Origin of the sequence: Nonomuraea mesophila (genome assembly GCF_004352805.1) — a bacterium.
Classification (GTDB): domain Bacteria; phylum Actinomycetota; class Actinomycetes; order Streptosporangiales; family Streptosporangiaceae; genus Nonomuraea; species Nonomuraea longispora.
Map to the genome: position 1 here is coordinate 70,362 of NZ_SMLD01000005.1, position 15,054 is coordinate 85,415.

Sequence of the window (15,054 nt, forward strand, 5' to 3'; positions counted from 1 at the left end):
GACATCGTTGCGGTGTCGCAGCGACCACCGGAGGAGCCGAGATGACCGCTCTCACCCTCACCGGCGACCGGACGACGTTCCCGCGCCGCGTACGGGCCACCGACGCGGTCGTCACCGGCGCACGGGACCTCACCACCGCCGGAGCCGTCTGGGTCATCGCCCAGGCGCTTGCCGCGGCCGGGTCCGCCGAACTCCAGATCACCGGCCTGCGCAAGATCCGCACCACCACCTGACCAAGGAGACAACGATGACCCTCGTGGAACGTTACGTCGCAGCCTGGAACGAGACCGACCCGCGGGCCCGCGCCAGGGCCGTGGCCGAGCTGTGGACCGAGGACGCCACCTACACCGACCCGCTCGCCGACGTCGCCGGGCACGCCGGGATCGCCGCCGTGATCGAAGGCGCGCAGGGCATGTTCCCCGGCCTGGTCTTCAGGCCCGGCGAACTGTACGACGCCCACCGCCATCTGGCCCGCTTCACCTGGCACCTCGGCCCCGCGGACGGCGAGCCGGTGGCGACCGGCTACGACGTGGTGGAACTGGCCGACGACGGCCGGATCCGCAAGGTGCTCGGCTTCCTCGACAAGGTGCCCGCCTGACCCGCTGCCTTTCCGGAAGGCCCCCGGCACGTGCCGCGGGGCCTTCCGCGTTCCCCGGATAACGTGTTGCCCCGGCCAGGACCCGCGCCGGACAATGGCCTGTCGTGCCCGCTGCAGTGAAACGCCTGCTTCGTCACGTCGTCATCGACGTGAGCCCGTTGCGCGACTCGCGCGACTACCGCCTGCTCTTCGTCTCCGGCGTCATCACGATGTTCGGGACGTTCATCACGATGGTGGCGGTCCCGTACCAGATGAAGGAACTGACCGATTCCTACCTCGCCGTCGGGCTGGTGAGCCTGGCCGAATTCGTACCGATGGTGGTGTGCGGCCTGTGGGGCGGCGCCATCGCCGACGCGTACGACCGCCGCACGGTCATCCTGTGGAGCGAGATCGGCCTGCTCGTCACCTCCGGCGCGCTCATGGCCAACGCGCTGCTGCCCGAACCCCAGGTGTGGGTCCTGTACGTCGTGGGCGCCCTGTCCACGGGCGTCGCCTGCCTGCAACGGCCCAGCATGGAGGCCGTGTTCCAGCAGGTGGTCCGCTACGACCAGCAGGGCGCCGCCGCGGTGCTGACGAGCCTGCGCTGGAACTTCGGCGCCATCGTCGCCCCGGCGCTCGGCGGCCTGCTCGTGACGACCTACGGCTCGGCGGTCGCCTACGGCGTGGACACGCTCACCTTCGTGCTGTCGCTGCTGCTCCTGTGGCGGATCCGGTCGCTGCCGCCGGCCGGGGACGCCGCGCCCGCGTCGCTGAGATCGCTGGTCGAGGGCGTGCGTTACGCGGTCGGGCGCAGCGACCTGATGGGCACCTACCTCGTCGACATCGCCGCGATGGTCTTCGCGATGGCGACGGCGCTGTTCCCGTTCCTGGCCGACGAGCTGGGCGCGCCCCACGCGCTGGGACTGCTGTACTCCGCGGGCGCGGTGGGCGCGCTGGTCGCCTCGCTCACCGGCGGCTGGGCGGCCCGCGTGCAGCGCCACGGCCTGGGCGTGATCATCGCCGCCGCGCTGTGGGGCGCCGCCGTGGCCCTGGCCGGCCTGGCCACGAACGTCTGGCTCATCGTCGTCTGCATCGCGCTGGCAGGCGCCGCCGACATGATCAGCGGCATCTTCCGGATGACCATGTGGAACCAGACCATCCCGCAGGAACTCCGTGGCCGCCTGGCGGGCATCGAACTGCTCTCCTACGCCAGCGGGCCGATGCTCGGCAACGCCCGGGCCGGCCTGATGGCCAACCTCGGCGGCACCCGCTTCTCCCTCGGGGCGGGCGGCCTGCTGTGCGTCGCCGCCGTCCTGAGCCTGGCCGCCGCCCTCCCGAAGTTCCGCCGGTACGACGCCCGTACCGACGAACACGCCCTCGCGGAGAAGGCCCGGAGAGAGGCGACCGCCGACAAGCCCACCGAGGAAACCCCCGCCTGACGGGCCCGCCACCTGACCGGTCGGCCACTGGACCGGTCGGGCCCGCCTAGCCGGGCCTCCGCTCCACCTTGGCGAACTCCCGCAACGCCTCGGCGTCGGAATAGACATCGGTGACGTAGTTACTGACCCATTCCTCGATGCCCGCGAAACCCCTCCCGGCGACCAGCCGCTCCCCCACCCTCGCCGCGTCCAGCGGCGTGGACCGCAGCGCGACGGCCCCGGTCTCACCGTCGAGCAGACCTTCTATCACGCGAGGGATGTCCTGCTGGTGGCGGAGGTGGCTTCACCGGAGTCCAGAACGCGCGACCGCCAGCGCAAGCCGCAGCTCTATGCACGCGCCGACATCCCCCACTTCTGGCGCATAGAGAATCAGTCAGGCAAAGCAGTCGTCTATGTGTACGAGCTGGACCCCGCCACCAGGTCCTACGCCCTCACCGGAATCCACCACGACCGGCTGAAGCTCACGATCCCCTTCGATCTCGACATCGACCTCGAAGCGATCGACCGCATCTGAGCCTCAGCCCGCCTCCCGCCATCCTTCGTAGCGCGCCACCAGCTCGTCCAGCCTGGCCAGCGCGCCGTCGTCCACGCCTTCGACGACGACCAGCCACTGGGCGTCCTCGGCGTCGTCCTCCCCTGCCAGTGTCTCCCGCACCACCCGCGGCAGCCCGAGCGAGGGAAACCACTCCCCCAGCGTCTCGGCGACCTCTTCAGCGTCATCCCGCTCGCCGAACACCAGCAGCACCCTCATAGCCTGACCATCACCTCCGGTACTTCGATCCGCGAGCGCACGACATCGGTGGCGTCAGGCGAGGGCCGGCGCGACGCCCCGCCGCACCGGCCCTCCGGACACTCGTTCACCCGCGGAGCTGGGCCCCCACACGGTCGGCCGCCATCGCCACGGCCGCGTCCCGCGCCTGCGTGGTCTCCTCGACCGTCAGGGTCCGATCCGCCGCGCGGAAGCGCATCGAGTAGGCGAGCGACTTGTTGCCCTCGCCCACCTGCGCGCCTTCGTAGACGTCGAACAGCCGGATCGACTCCAGCAGCTCACCCGCGCCGTCACGCAGGGCCGCCTCGACGTCGGCCACCGGCGTGAAGTCGGGCACGATCAGCGCGACGTCCTGGGTGGCCACCGGATAGGCGGAGACGGGAGGCGTCTCGACCGGGCCCGGCATGGCCGCTTCGAGCCGCGACAGCTCCAGCTCCATCGCCGACGTGCGGACCGGCAGCCCGTAGGCCTCGATGACCCTCGGGTGCAGCTCGCCGGCGTGTCCTACCAGCGTGTCGCCGAGGTAGAGGGCCGCGCACCGGCCGGGGTGCCACGGCTCGTGCTGGTCGGCGCTGATGGACAGCTCCGCCCGCGCCTCGGCCGCCACGAGGCGGGCGGCCTGCACCGCGTCGGCCCAGGAGGCCTGCCGGCCCGCGCCCCACCAGCCGGACCGCTCGAACTCGCCGGCCAGCACGACCGCCACGCGCAGAGGCTGGTCGGGCAGCGCCGCCTCGATCGAGGCGACCTCCTCGGCCGTCGGCCGGCGCTCCACCCCGAGCACCGGCGCGGTCTCGGGAGCGCCTTCGCGCGGCCGGTAGACCGGCCCGCTCTCGAACAGGGCCACGTCGGCGAACCCGCGCCCGACGTTGCGTACCAGGGTCTTGAGCAGACCCGGCAGCAGCGTCGTGCGCATCAGCGGCTCGTCCTCCGACAGCGGGTTGGCCAGCCGCATGGCGTGGCGGCGGGCGTCGTCGGCGGGCAGCTGCAGGTGATCGAAGTCGGCGGCGCTGATGAACGGGTAGCTGAGCACCTCGACGTAGCCGCCCTCGGCCAGTGCCCTGCCCACCCGCCGGCGCAGCCGCTGCCCCTCGGTGAGCCCGGCGCCGGCCGGGGCGGAGGGCAGCATCGACGGCAGGTTCTCGTAGCCCTCCAGCCGGATGACCTCTTCGGCCAGGTCGTTGGGGTCGGTGAGGTCGGGCCGCCACGACGGCGGCGTCACCGTGATCATGTCGTCGCCGGTGACGGCCAGCTTGGCCGCCAGCTCGCCGCCGGTCACGACCCCGGTCGGGTCGACGCCACCCTGGCGCACGGCTGCGTCGTCACCGTCGGCGACGACGCAGCCGACCTGCCGCAGCCGCGCGACCACGGTCTCCTTGGAGTAGGTGGTGCCGGCCACGGCCCCGGGGTGGCCCGACGGGATCGCGATGCGCGCAGGCGACACCTCGACCTCGGCGTGCGTCACGCCCGGCTGGACGGTGGCGCCGCCCAGCTCGGCCAGCAGGTGCACGGCCCGCCACGAGGCGACGAGCGGCAGCTCCCGGTCGACGCCGCGCTCGAACCGCTTGGAGGCCTCCGACACGAGCCCGTGCCGGCGGGACTCGCGGGAGATGCCGGTCGCGGAGAAGTGGGCCGCCTCGATGACGATGTCGGTCGAGCCGTCGGAGATCTCGGTCTCCAGGCCGCCCATCGTGCCCGCCATCGAGATCGGCCCCGACTGGTCGGTGATGAGGATGTCGTCGGGGTCGAGCTCGCGCACCACGTGGTCGAGCGTCTCCAGCCGCTCGCCGGGCCGCGCCCTGCGGACCACGATCTCGCCGCTGAGCTTGGCCCGGTCGAACGCGTGCAGCGGCTGGCCGAGCTCCAGCATCAGGTAGTTGGTGATGTCGACGGCCAGCGACACGGGACGCATGCCGGCCCGCGTCAGGCGTACGCGCATCGGGAGCGGAGTCTGTGCGGCGGGGTCGAAGCCGCGCACCTCGCGCAGCACGAACCGGTCGCACGCCGTCGGGTCGGCGATGGAGGCCGGCCACGACGGCCCGCTCTCGGCGGGCGGCTCGACGTCCGCGGGGTCGCGGAAGGCCACCCCGAACGCCGTGGCCGCCTCGCGCGCCACGCCGCGGATCGACAGCGCGTAGCCGATGTCGGGGGTGATCTCCAGCTCGATCACCTCGTCGCGCAGGCCGAGCAGCTCGACCACGTCGCCGCCGATCGGGGTGCCGGCCGGCAGCACCATGATGCCGCCGTGGTCGTCGCCGAGCCCGAGCTCGCGCTCGGAGCAGATCATGCCTTCGGACATCCGCCCGTACGTCTTGCGCGCCCCGACCTCGAACCCGCCGGGCAGCACCCCTCCGGGCAGCACGACGGGCACCCGGTCACCGGCGGCGAAGTTGGTGGCGCCGCAGACGATCTCGCGCGGCGTCGCCTCGCCCGTCTCGACCGTGCAGTGCCTGATCGGCTTCTTGAAACCGGTCAGCTCCTCGATCGTGAGCACCTCGCCGACCACGACGTTCTTGACGTCGTGGCCGTGCGAGGTGATCGACTCGAGCTTCAGCCCGGCGGCCGTGAGCTTGTCGGCCACCTCGTGGGCGGTGACCGCCGGGAGATCGACATACTCCCGCAGCCAGGAAAGCGGGACCTTCATCAGATCTCCATTCCGAACGGGAGCGTGAAGCGCACGTCTCCCTCGACCATGTCACGCATGTCCTCGGCGTTGTGACGGAACATCAGGGTGCGCTCGATGCCCATGCCGAACGCGAACCCGGAGTATCGCGACGGATCGACACCGCACGCGATGAGCACGCGCGGGTTGACCATGCCGCAGCCGCCCCACTCGATCCAGCCCTCCGACTTGCAGGTGCGGCAGGGCGGGTTGCCGGGGATCGCCGAGGCGCCCCGGCAGACGAAGCACTTGAGGTCCATCTCCGCGGACGGCTCGGTGAACGGGAAGTAGTTGGGGCGGAACCGGGTGGAGATGCCCTTGCCGAACATCACCTCCGCGAACCGGTCGAGCGTGCCCTTGAGGTGGGCCATCGTCAGGCCCTCGTCGACGGCCAGCCCCTCCGTCTGGTGGAAGACGGGGGTGTGGGTGGCGTCGAGCTCGTCGGTGCGGAACGTCTTGCCCGGCGAGATCACGTAGACCGGCAGCTCGCGCTGGAGCAGCGCGCGGACCTGCACCGGCGAGGTCTGCGTGCGCAGCACCATGCCCGACTCCGTGGACCCGACGAAGAACGTGTCGTGGTCGGAGCGCGCCGGATGGTCCTGGGCGATGTTGAGGGCGTCGAAGTTGAACCACTCGCCTTCGAGCTCGGGCCCTTCCGCCACCTCGTAGCCCATCGCGACGAACGCGTCGGCGATGCGCTCCTGCAACGTCGTGAGCGGGTGGCGGGCGCCACGAGGCCGGCGGTCCCACGGCAGGGTGACGTCGACGGTCTCCTCGACGAGCACCCGCGCGTCGCGCTCGGCCTCGAGCTCGGCCTGGCGCGCGGACAGCGCCTCGTTGATCGCCTTACGGGCGGCGCCGACGCGCTTGCCGGCCTCCGCCCGGGCGGCCGGCGGCAGCGCGCCGATCTCCCGGTTGGCCAGGGCGATGGGCGAGCGGTCACCCGCGTGCGCCAGCCTGGCCTGCTTCAGTGCGTCGAGGTCGCCGGCCGCTTTGATCGCCGCGACGGCGTCGGCCTCCATGCGGGACACCTCGTCGGCATGCAACGGTGTCACCTCGACGGGGTCGTAGTCAGACAAGAGTGAGCTCCGTATCCAGGGCTTGAGCGGAATGAGTCTAGTGGGACCCGCCCACCGGGCCCGAATCGCTCGCTAGGGGGTCGCGAAGTCAGGCGTGCCGGTGGGCACGGTAAATCGGAACTCCGCCCCGCCCTCGGGGGCCCGCTGCACGGCGATCGTGCCGCCGTGCGCCTCGACCAGGCCTTTCACGATGAACAGGCCGAGCCCGGTGCCGCCGCGCCTGCGGCTGTTGCCGCCCCGCCAGAACTGCCTGAAGACGCGCGGAGCCAGCTCGGGCTCGATGCCCTCGCCCTCGTCGCGCACCGACACGGCGGCTCCCCATCCGACGGACTCGATCTCGATCGTCACAGTGCCACGCCCGTGGCGCAGCGCGTTCTCCACCAGATTACCCAGAATCTGGTCGATCTTGTCCTGGTCGAGCCACATTTCGGGCAGGTGGTCACCGGCCTTGAGGCAGAACCGGTGTTCGGCCTCGCCCGCCGCCACCCGCCCCGCGATGAGCCTGCGCGCCCTGGCGGGAAGGTCGACGACCTGCCTGCGCACCTCCAGCCGGCCCGACTCGATGCGCGAGACGTCGAGCAGCTCCGTGATGAGCCGCGTGACGCGGTCGGCGTCGTTGTTGACGGTCTCCAGCATCACGCGCTTCTGCTCGTCGGTGAAGCGCGTCCACTTGGCCAGCAGCGTCGCGGTGAAACCCTTGACGCTGGTCAGCGGCGAGCGCAGCTCGTGAGCCACCGTGGAGACCAGGTCGGCGCGGCTGCGCTCCAGCCGGGCCCGTGCGCCGCCGTCCCTGAGGGTGATCGTGACGCGCTCGACCTCGCCGGCGCGCTCGGGCTCGCGGACGAACCGGGCCGTGACGTGGAGCTCCTGGCCGCCCGGCAGGTGCAGCGGCCGCTCCGGGACCCTGCTCCGCGTACGCAGCCCGCCGTCGGGGTCGAGGGCCTTCCACCAGTCACGCCCGTCATGGTCGCGGAAGGGGAACACGTCGGTCATGTGCCGGCCGACCGCGCGCTCCATGGCGATGCCGGTGAGCCTCGCGGCGGCCCGGTTGACGGCCACCACCCAGCCGTGCCGGTCGGTCACGATGAGGCCGTCAGGAAGATCGTCGATGGCTATCGTGCACGCGGCGGCCACAACGCGCCCGTCGGTGTCTGCGCCGTGCACGACCTCGCCTCCTCCGCCTACATCGCCGACAATAGCGGGTTTCCCACCGCCTAGGGCACTCGCTGAGCCCTGGCGGAAGAGTAAAGGCACACCGCCGCCGCGGTGGCCAGGTTGAGACTTTCAGCCTGTCCGTAGATGGGCACGCGCACCACGTCGTCCGCCTCGGCGAGGACGTCCTCCGGCAGCCCCCAGGCCTCGTTGCCGAAGATCCACGCGGTGGGACCGGACAGGTCGACGTCGTCGAGCGTGCGCTTGCCCGTGCCGTCGGCCGCCAGCACGCGCAGCCCTCGCTCCTTGAGAAGACGCACGGCCGCGCCGACCGGTGCACCGATGACGACGGGAAGATGGAAAAGACTGCCCGCGCTGGCGCGTACGCACTTGCCGTTGTACGGGTCGACGGAGGCGTCGGTGAAGATCACCGAGTCGGCTCCGGCGGCGTCGGCCGCGCGCATGACGGTGCCGGCGTTGCCCGGGTCGCGTACGTGCGCAAGCAGCGCGACCAGGCGCGGCCTGCCCTCCAGCGCCCGCTCCAGGGGGACGTGCACCAGCCCGCAGACCGCCACCAGACCCTGCGGGGTCACGGTCTGGGAAAGCTCGGACATGACCTCACCGCTGGCCCGGTGCACGGGGACGCCCTTGAGGGTGGCCTCGGTGATCAGTTCGGGGTGGCGCAGCTCGGCCTCGGCGGTGATGAACAGTTCGATGGGCACGCCGTCGAGCTTGAGCGCCTCGCGTACGGCCTGCGGCCCTTCGGCCAGGAACCTACGGTCCTGCTCCCTGAAGGCCCGTTTGGTGAGCCGCCTGGCCGCCTTGACCCTCGGCGACCGTACGTTGGTCAGCTCGGACCCCGCCATGCTCCCCCACGCCCCTTGCCCGCATCCGATGCACCGCATGCCGCAGCGCGCCGCAGTCACGCCGAAGCGTGATGTGGCCGGCTACAGCAAAGGGCCCACCGTCTTCGGTGGGCCCTCGTTCAAGCAACCGCCTCAGCCCGCGGCCGGAGCGTTCACGTCGGCCGGGAGCGCCTTCTTGGCGGCCTCCACGAGCGTGGCGAAGGTCTGGCTGTCGTTGACCGCGAGGTCGGCGAGGATCTTGCGATCCACCTCGATGTTGGCCAGGCGAAGACCCTGGATGAGGCGGTTGTAGGTCAGGCCGTTCTGGCGGGCGGCGGCGTTGATCCGCTGGATCCACAGACGGCGGAACGCACCCTTACGGTCCTTGCGGTCCCGGTAGGCGTACGTCATCGAGTGGAGCATCTGCTCCTTGGCCTTGCGGTAGAGCCGCGACCGCTGGCCACGGTAACCACTCGCCCTCTCGAGGACGACCTTGCGCTTCTTCTTGGCGTTGAGCGCCCGCTTCACGCGTGCCATGATTCTTCTCCCCGGGGGTTCGCGCTACTTGGCGAGCAGCTTCTTGATCTTCTTGTTGTCGGCGTCGGAAAGGACGACCTCGTTCTTGAGACGGCGCGTCAACGTGGACGACTTCCACTCGTTGTAGTGCGCGCGATTGGCACGGCGACGCTTGATCTTGCCGGTGCCGGTGAGCCGGAACCGCTTCTTCGCACCGCTGTGCGTCTTCATCTTCGGCATGTCGCCGTCTCTCCTCGTTTCGGTCGTGCCGGTGGCCGGGCCGGTGCTGGCCGACCCGGTCGCGGCGTCTTCGTCTACCGGTGGCTTTGGCTGGGGTCCGCTCTGTAAGGCTAACCCCAACCGCGGGTCACGCTTCCTGTGCGGAAGGCTCCTCGCCGCCACGCTGCGCCTTGGCTGCGGCCTTTTCGGCCTTGGCCTCGGCCTTCTTCTTGTGCGGACCGATCACCATGATCATGTTACGGCCGTCCTGCTTGGCGTGGGACTCCACGAAGCCGAGCTCCTGGACGTCGTCCGCCAGCCGCTGCAGCAGCCGGAAGCCGAGCTCCGGCCGGGACTGCTCGCGCCCCCGGAACATGATCGTGACTTTGACCTTGTCTCCCGCCTTGAGGAACCGCACCACGTGACCCTTCTTGGTCTCGTAGTCGTGCGGGTCGATCTTCGGCCGGAGCTTGATCTCCTTGATGATCGTGTGCGCCTGATTCTTGCGCGCCTCGCGCGCCTTCATCGCGGACTCGTACTTGAACTTGCCGTAGTCCATGAGCTTGCACACGGGCGGTCGAGCCGTTGCCGCGACCTCGACGAGGTCGAGGTCGGCTTCCTGGGCGAGCTTGAGCGCATCGTGAATCGAGACGATGCCTACCTGCTCGCCGTTCGGGCCCACGAGGCGGACCTCGGGAACTCGGATACGCTCGTTGATGCGGGGCTCAGTGCTGATGGGGCCTCCTAGGTTTGCGATCCCTACGTGCTCGTCGTGCCGGGAGCCCCTCGCGCTCGCGGCGAACGCGAAAAGCCCCGCACGTCGCGCATGCGGGGCCACTGAGCTCTGTGGCGTCGTGGCCTGCGAGCTCCCCGGAGTAGTCCGGCGTGATCCTGGACCCGGCCACCTTTCGGTGACACAGGTGGGAGGGAGACCTCCGCTTGCGCGTCCAGCAAGGCATGCCGGACCGATCAGAGAGCTACATTACCACAACCACGACGCCTCCCCGAATCATCCCGGCCGGCCATCGCCTGCCGGTAAACATCTACCCACAAATGGCCATATGACCGCCACCAACCGTCGTGGGCCGGGTGCCTTACCGCCGCGATCCGTCCCCGTGACCCCATTCCCGGGCAGCGCCACGCCCTCCGGCCGGGCCCAGCCGATGGTGAGGCCCCGGTTTCTCCGCCACCTTGGCCAACGCCGGGAAGTCTGTGGCGGCTACGACCGTCTGAGGAGTTCGGCTTCCCCGGCCGCGCGCATCGCCTCCACCGGCACGTCCGTGCGGCCGGTCATCAGCTCCACCTGCCGCACCGCCTGGTGCAGCAGCATCGCGAACCCGCCGACCACGGTGCCGCCCGCCTCCTCGACGGCGGCCGCGACCCGGGTCGGCCAGGGCGCGTAGACCACGTCGAACAGCGCGGGCACCCGCGCCAGCCGGTCGGCGAAGGCGTCGGCGGCACCGCCGGGCAACGTGGACACCACCAGGTCCACCCGCGTCGCCGCCTCCAGCTTGTCGAACGTCTCCACCGCCAGGGACACGCCCAGCCGTTCGGCGACCTGCGCCGTCCCTCCCGCCCGCGCGGGGTCGCGCACCAGCAGCGTCGCCTGGAACAGCCCGAGATCGCGCAACGCCGCCAGCGTGGAGGCCGCCGTGGCCCCTCCGCCGAGCACCGTCGCCGAGCCGGGCGCGGGCACCCCGGCCTCGGCCAGCGCCCGCTTGATGCCGTGGACGTCGGTGTTGTCGCCGTGCCGGAGGCCGTCGCGGAACACCACGGTGTTGGCGCCGCCGACCTCGACGGCCACGTCGGACACCGTGTCGAGCAGCGGCAGCACGGCCCGCTTGAGCGGCATGGTCAGCGACAGCCCCGCCCAGGCGTCACCGCCGCCGGGCTCGCCGCCGCGCACCGGCGCCAGCTCGGCCAGCAGCCCCGGCAAGCGCGCCTCGTCGCACTCGAACGCCTCGTAACTCCACCCGTCGAGCCCCATCGCCCGGTAGGCGGCCCGGTGCAGGTAGGGCGAGAGCGAATGACCGATGGGAGACCCCAGCACCGCAGCGCGCATCCACACTCCTTCAGACAGACAAGGACCCTATCGCCACCGCGCGGGCCGCCCGTCCCCGCTGAGGGACGGGCGGCCCTCCTGCCCGGTCAGCCGCCGTTGGCGCGGTATTCGGCCAGCAGCGCCTGCCGCTCGGCCTCCGTGGTGGCGAACTTGGTGACGTTGCTGTTCTTCGGGTCGGTGGCGACGAAATAGAGCCAGTCGCCCTTCGCCGGATTCAGCGCCGCCTCGATGGCGTGGTCGCCGGGGTTGGTGATCGGGCCCGGCGGCAGGCCCTCGTACCGGTAGGTGTTGTACTTGTTCTTGATCTTCGTCTCGGCGAAGGTGGCGGCGTAGCCCTTCTTGTTCAGGGCGTACATCACCGTGCTGTCCATCGCCAGCTTCATCGGCGGCTCGCGCTCCAGCCGGTTGTAGATGACGCGGGCGATCTTCGGCATGTCCTCGTGCCGGCCCGCCTCGGCCTGGATGATGCTGGCGATGATGACGATCTCGTGCGGCGTGTGCCCGAGGTCCTTGGCCCCGCTCTCGAGGTCGACCGACTTGGCGGTCTTCTTGTAGCGGTCGACCATGGCCGCGAGGATCTGCTGGGGCGTGGTCTTCGGCTGCACCTCGAACGTGGCGGGGAAGGCGTAGCCCTCCAGCTTGCCCTTGGCGTAGGACGGCAGGTCCAGGGCATCGGCGTCCTTGGCCGCGGCCTTGAACTCATTGAGCGGCAGTCCGGTCTCGTCGGCGAGTTTGGTCAGGGTCTCGGACAGCCGCAGACCTTCCTTGATCGTCACCTTCTCGCGCAGCCGGTTGTTCGGGTCGAGCAGCGCCACGGCGTTCTCGGCCGACATGCGCTTGCGCAGTTTGTACGACCCCGGCTGCAGCGAGGCGCTCGCACCGGCGGTGGCGATCGCGTTAGTGAAGGCCCTGACGCTGGCCACGACACCCTGGCGTTCCAGCTCCACGGCCACGTCGGAGGCGCTCTGACCGCTTTCGATCTCGATGACGACCTCGCCGGAGCCTTGGCCGGTGTAGTCGTCGGGCACGAGGGCGTCGTTGAGCCACATGTAGCCGTAGTAGCCGCCACCGCCGATGATGCCGGCCAGCACCACGAAGGCCAGCAACGGCGCGATGAACCGGCCGCGGTTTCGGCGCCTGCGCCGCCTGCGGCCGCTGCCACGCCTGTTGCCACCACGGCCGCGGCGCCGGGCAGGACCTTCGTCGTCCTCGGCGCCGAGCAAGGAGTTCAGATCGAGATCGCTCATGGATTCGCTGGCCAATCTCCCGGCACGCCCGGCCAGGCGTCAAGCGGAACTGCCCAACCGGCTGGGGTCACCGAGCGGAACTGGGGGGCCCGCCGGACGTGCTGCCACGGCCAGCGGAGATCACACTGGGTAGCCATGCTAAGGGACGGGAAGAGGACGCATGCCCTGTTTTGGGGCTTTTGCGCGGTGATAGCGGGGGGTCCACCGAACATCAGCTCGTCCCGAGGTTCTTATTCAACTCTTCCCGGTATCTCACGAACTCGCTCTCTTTGTTGGTGAATTTGGTGATTCTATGTGCCGGATCAGTGGTGACAAACCAGTGCCAATCGCCCTCAGCCGGGTGCAACGCCGCCATCAGCGCCTTCTCGCCGGGATTGGCGATAGGACCGGGCGGCAGCCCCTTGTGGCGGTAGGTGTTGTACGGAGAAGCGACTTTGGTGTCACGCTCTGTGACCTTAAGTGTCCGGCGGTTCTGGGCGTACAGAACGGTACTGTCGATCTCCAGCGGTGTGTCCTTCGCCAGGCGGTTGTAGATCACTCTAGCGATCTTGGGATAGTCGGCGTCGGTGCCGCCCTCGGCCTGGATCAGGCTCGCCACCGTGACCGCCTCCAGCGGCGTCAGGTTCACCCTCGCGGCCTCGGCCGCCAGGCCCACGTGACGGGCCGCGGCACGGAAACGTTCCACCATCGCCGCCAGCACGTCGACCGCCGTGTCGCCCGGCTCCACCTCGTACGTCGCGGGGAACAGGAACCCCTCGATCCCCGGCGCGTAGTCAGGCAGCCCCACAAGGGCCTTGTCGACGCCCTTCAGCTCCTCGAGCGGCAACCCGGTCAGCTGGGCCACCCGCGCCAGCACCTCGGCCGCCCGCAGCCCCTCGGGCACGGTGACCCGCTTCACGATCCTGGACGAGGGCGCGAGCAGCAGGTCGAGCGCCGCACCCGCCGCCATGCCCTTGCGCATGCGGTAGTGGCCTGGACGGAGCCTCCCGGTCACCGCGCGGTCCTCCGACACCTTCACGAACGACCGCGCGCTGGCCACCACGCCGGCGTCGGCCAACGTCGAGCCGATGGCGGCCGCACTCGACCCGGGCGTGATGCGAACGGTCACCGAGCCGCTGCCCGGCCCCTCGAAGTCATCCGGACTGATGTACGGCTTGAGCACCGCGATGGCCCCGGCCCCCACGGCCACCAGGGAGACGAGCAGACCGGTCGACAGCAGCCCTGCCCGGCGCAGTGCCCCGCGGCGACGCTGCGCCAGCCGCCCGGCCTCCGCCCCGGCCCTAGACCCGGAACCCGTCCCGGAGGTCGTCGGCGTTCCTGGTGCGGAGGACGGTGCGTCCGCGCGGGGCGGGCGCGCACCGCTCCCCTCTTCCGGCGCCGGATCCACGTCACCACCCGCGTCCCGGACATTCGTCTCGCGTGAGCCCGCGTCGCGCACATCCCCCTCAGGCGAGCCCGCCTCACGGACATCGCCCTCACGGACATCGCCCTCACGGAAGCCCGCATCGCGCACATCCCCTTCACGCGAGCCCGTGCCGCGGACGTCTCCCAGGCGCGAGCCCGCATCGCGGAGACCATCCTCACGAGAGTCCGTGTTGCGGGAATCCGCTTCACGGAGATCCGCTTCACGGAGATCCGTGTCGTGGGAATCCGTCTCACGGGGATCCGTGTCGCGGGGATCCGTGTCGTGGGAATCCGTCTCACGGGGATCCGTGTCGCGGGGATCCGTGTCGTGGGAATCCGTCTCACGGGGATCCGTGTCGCGGGGATCCGTGTCGCGGGGATCCGTGTCGCGGGGATCCGTGTCGCGGGGATCCGTCTCACGGGGATCCGTGTCGAGGAACGGAATTACGTCGTCGTCTTCGGGCATGCCGGTCACGAGACCACCTCGCCCCGCCCGCTCGTGGCGGGGGCGCTTCCGCTCCCCGCCGGGGCGGGCAGGGCGCACGGGGTGGTCACGCACCCGCGCCGGTCACGGCAGGGGCCCGTCGATCGGCCGCTCATGAGGCAGGTCCGCCGGCCGCCGGTGGCGGTTCGACGGGCCTGCCTGGTGGTCTTTCCGTGGCGCGTTCGGAGTCGAGGGCGTCCTGCAGCAGTATGACCGCGGCCGCCTGGTCGACGACGCCGCGCTGCTTCTTCGCGCGTACGCCGCTGGCCCGCAGTCCTTGCTGCGCGGTCACCGTGGTCAGCCGCTCGTCGAACAGCCGCACCGGCGTCGGCGCCACCCGGGCCGCGAGGGCCGAGGCGAACTCCCGCGCCAGCGTGGCCGCCTGCCCCTCACGACCCGACAGCGAGGTGGGCAGCCCCACCACGACCTCGATCGCCTCGTGCTCGGCGACGATCGCGGCGATGCGGTCGAGGGTGCCCTTGCCGCGTCTGACGGTTTCGACCGGCGTGGCCAGCATGCCCGAAGGGTCGCTGCGGGCCACGCCCACGCGTACGGATCCGACGTCGACGCCGATCCGCGCACCGAATCTCATGCCGGCCGGG

17 protein-coding genes are annotated in these 15,054 nt (G+C 70.7%); 4 read left to right on the forward strand and 13 right to left on the reverse strand.

Going from position 1 to position 15,054, the window contains the following annotated elements; translation table 11 throughout:
• The first annotated feature begins 41 nt into the window (after window positions 1-41).
• From E1295_RS03355 to E1295_RS03365, 3 genes are all read left to right on the forward strand, one after another.
• Window positions 42-233: a hypothetical protein gene (locus E1295_RS03355; protein WP_132628160.1), complete on the forward strand. Its 192-nt coding sequence runs from the start codon at window positions 42-44 to the stop codon at window positions 231-233.
• Between the two features lie 14 nt (window positions 234-247).
• The gene (locus tag E1295_RS03360) at window positions 248-598 is read left to right on the forward strand and encodes a nuclear transport factor 2 family protein (protein ID WP_132628161.1); all 351 of its coding nucleotides are present in this window, start codon (window positions 248-250) and stop codon (window positions 596-598) included.
• 104 nt (window positions 599-702) lie between these two features.
• The gene (locus E1295_RS03365; protein WP_132628162.1) at window positions 703-2,016 is read left to right on the forward strand and encodes an MFS transporter; all 1,314 of its coding nucleotides are present in this window, start codon (window positions 703-705) and stop codon (window positions 2,014-2,016) included.
• Between the two features lie 46 nt (window positions 2,017-2,062).
• On the opposite strand, the gene E1295_RS50620 is transcribed toward E1295_RS03365, so the two are convergent.
• Window positions 2,063-2,266, reverse strand: a complete 204-nt coding sequence (locus E1295_RS50620) for a hypothetical protein (RefSeq protein ID WP_246079808.1) — start codon at window positions 2,264-2,266, stop codon at window positions 2,063-2,065.
• Between the two features lie 18 nt (window positions 2,267-2,284).
• Between E1295_RS50620 and E1295_RS50625 the strand changes: the two genes are divergently transcribed.
• Window positions 2,285-2,530: a Uma2 family endonuclease gene (locus tag E1295_RS50625; RefSeq protein WP_425465330.1), complete on the forward strand. Its 246-nt coding sequence runs from the start codon at window positions 2,285-2,287 to the stop codon at window positions 2,528-2,530.
• A gap of 3 nt (window positions 2,531-2,533) precedes the next feature.
• Here the strand turns inward: E1295_RS50625 and E1295_RS03375 are convergent, their stop codons facing one another.
• The 12 genes from E1295_RS03375 to ruvX form a co-directional block, all read right to left on the reverse strand.
• Window positions 2,534-2,767, reverse strand: a complete 234-nt coding sequence (locus E1295_RS03375; RefSeq protein WP_132628164.1) for a hypothetical protein — start codon at window positions 2,765-2,767, stop codon at window positions 2,534-2,536.
• 106 nt (window positions 2,768-2,873) lie between these two features.
• Window positions 2,874-5,426 (reverse strand): phenylalanine--tRNA ligase subunit beta, encoded by a 2,553-nt coding sequence (locus E1295_RS03380; RefSeq protein ID WP_132628165.1) that lies wholly within the window; start codon window positions 5,424-5,426, stop codon window positions 2,874-2,876.
• A complete protein-coding gene (gene pheS / locus E1295_RS03385) occupies window positions 5,426-6,466 on the reverse strand; it encodes a phenylalanine--tRNA ligase subunit alpha (protein WP_246079816.1) in 1,041 nt (346 codons plus the stop codon). The genes E1295_RS03380 and pheS overlap by 1 nt, the downstream gene beginning before the upstream one ends.
• 129 nt (window positions 6,467-6,595) lie before the next feature.
• On the reverse strand, window positions 6,596-7,687 hold the full coding sequence (locus tag E1295_RS03390; protein WP_132628167.1) for a sensor histidine kinase: 1,092 nt from the start codon (window positions 7,685-7,687) through the stop codon (window positions 6,596-6,598).
• Between the two features lie 50 nt (window positions 7,688-7,737).
• Window positions 7,738-8,541, reverse strand: coding sequence for a TrmH family RNA methyltransferase (locus E1295_RS03395; RefSeq protein ID WP_132628168.1), 804 nt, complete (start codon window positions 8,539-8,541; stop codon window positions 7,738-7,740).
• 132 nt (window positions 8,542-8,673) lie between these two features.
• The gene (gene rplT, locus E1295_RS03400) at window positions 8,674-9,057 is read right to left on the reverse strand and encodes a 50S ribosomal protein L20 (RefSeq protein ID WP_132330207.1); all 384 of its coding nucleotides are present in this window, start codon (window positions 9,055-9,057) and stop codon (window positions 8,674-8,676) included.
• A 24-nt stretch (window positions 9,058-9,081) separates the two neighbouring features.
• Window positions 9,082-9,276, reverse strand: coding sequence for a 50S ribosomal protein L35 (gene rpmI / locus E1295_RS03405; RefSeq protein WP_132330209.1), 195 nt, complete (start codon window positions 9,274-9,276; stop codon window positions 9,082-9,084).
• A gap of 127 nt (window positions 9,277-9,403) precedes the next feature.
• Window positions 9,404-10,012 (reverse strand): translation initiation factor IF-3, encoded by a 609-nt coding sequence (gene infC, locus E1295_RS03410; protein ID WP_132628210.1) that lies wholly within the window; start codon window positions 10,010-10,012, stop codon window positions 9,404-9,406.
• 462 nt (window positions 10,013-10,474) lie between these two features.
• Window positions 10,475-11,317 (reverse strand): shikimate dehydrogenase, encoded by an 843-nt coding sequence (locus E1295_RS03415; protein ID WP_132628169.1) that lies wholly within the window; start codon window positions 11,315-11,317, stop codon window positions 10,475-10,477.
• An 86-nt stretch (window positions 11,318-11,403) separates the two neighbouring features.
• A complete protein-coding gene (gene mltG / locus E1295_RS03420) occupies window positions 11,404-12,564 on the reverse strand; it encodes an endolytic transglycosylase MltG (protein ID WP_132628170.1) in 1,161 nt (386 codons plus the stop codon).
• A 211-nt stretch (window positions 12,565-12,775) separates the two neighbouring features.
• The gene (gene mltG / locus E1295_RS03425) at window positions 12,776-14,434 is read right to left on the reverse strand and encodes an endolytic transglycosylase MltG (RefSeq protein ID WP_246079817.1); all 1,659 of its coding nucleotides are present in this window, start codon (window positions 14,432-14,434) and stop codon (window positions 12,776-12,778) included.
• Between the two features lie 130 nt (window positions 14,435-14,564).
• The gene (gene ruvX, locus E1295_RS03430) at window positions 14,565-15,044 is read right to left on the reverse strand and encodes a Holliday junction resolvase RuvX (RefSeq protein ID WP_132628171.1); all 480 of its coding nucleotides are present in this window, start codon (window positions 15,042-15,044) and stop codon (window positions 14,565-14,567) included.
• Window positions 15,045-15,054 lie beyond the last annotated feature (10 nt).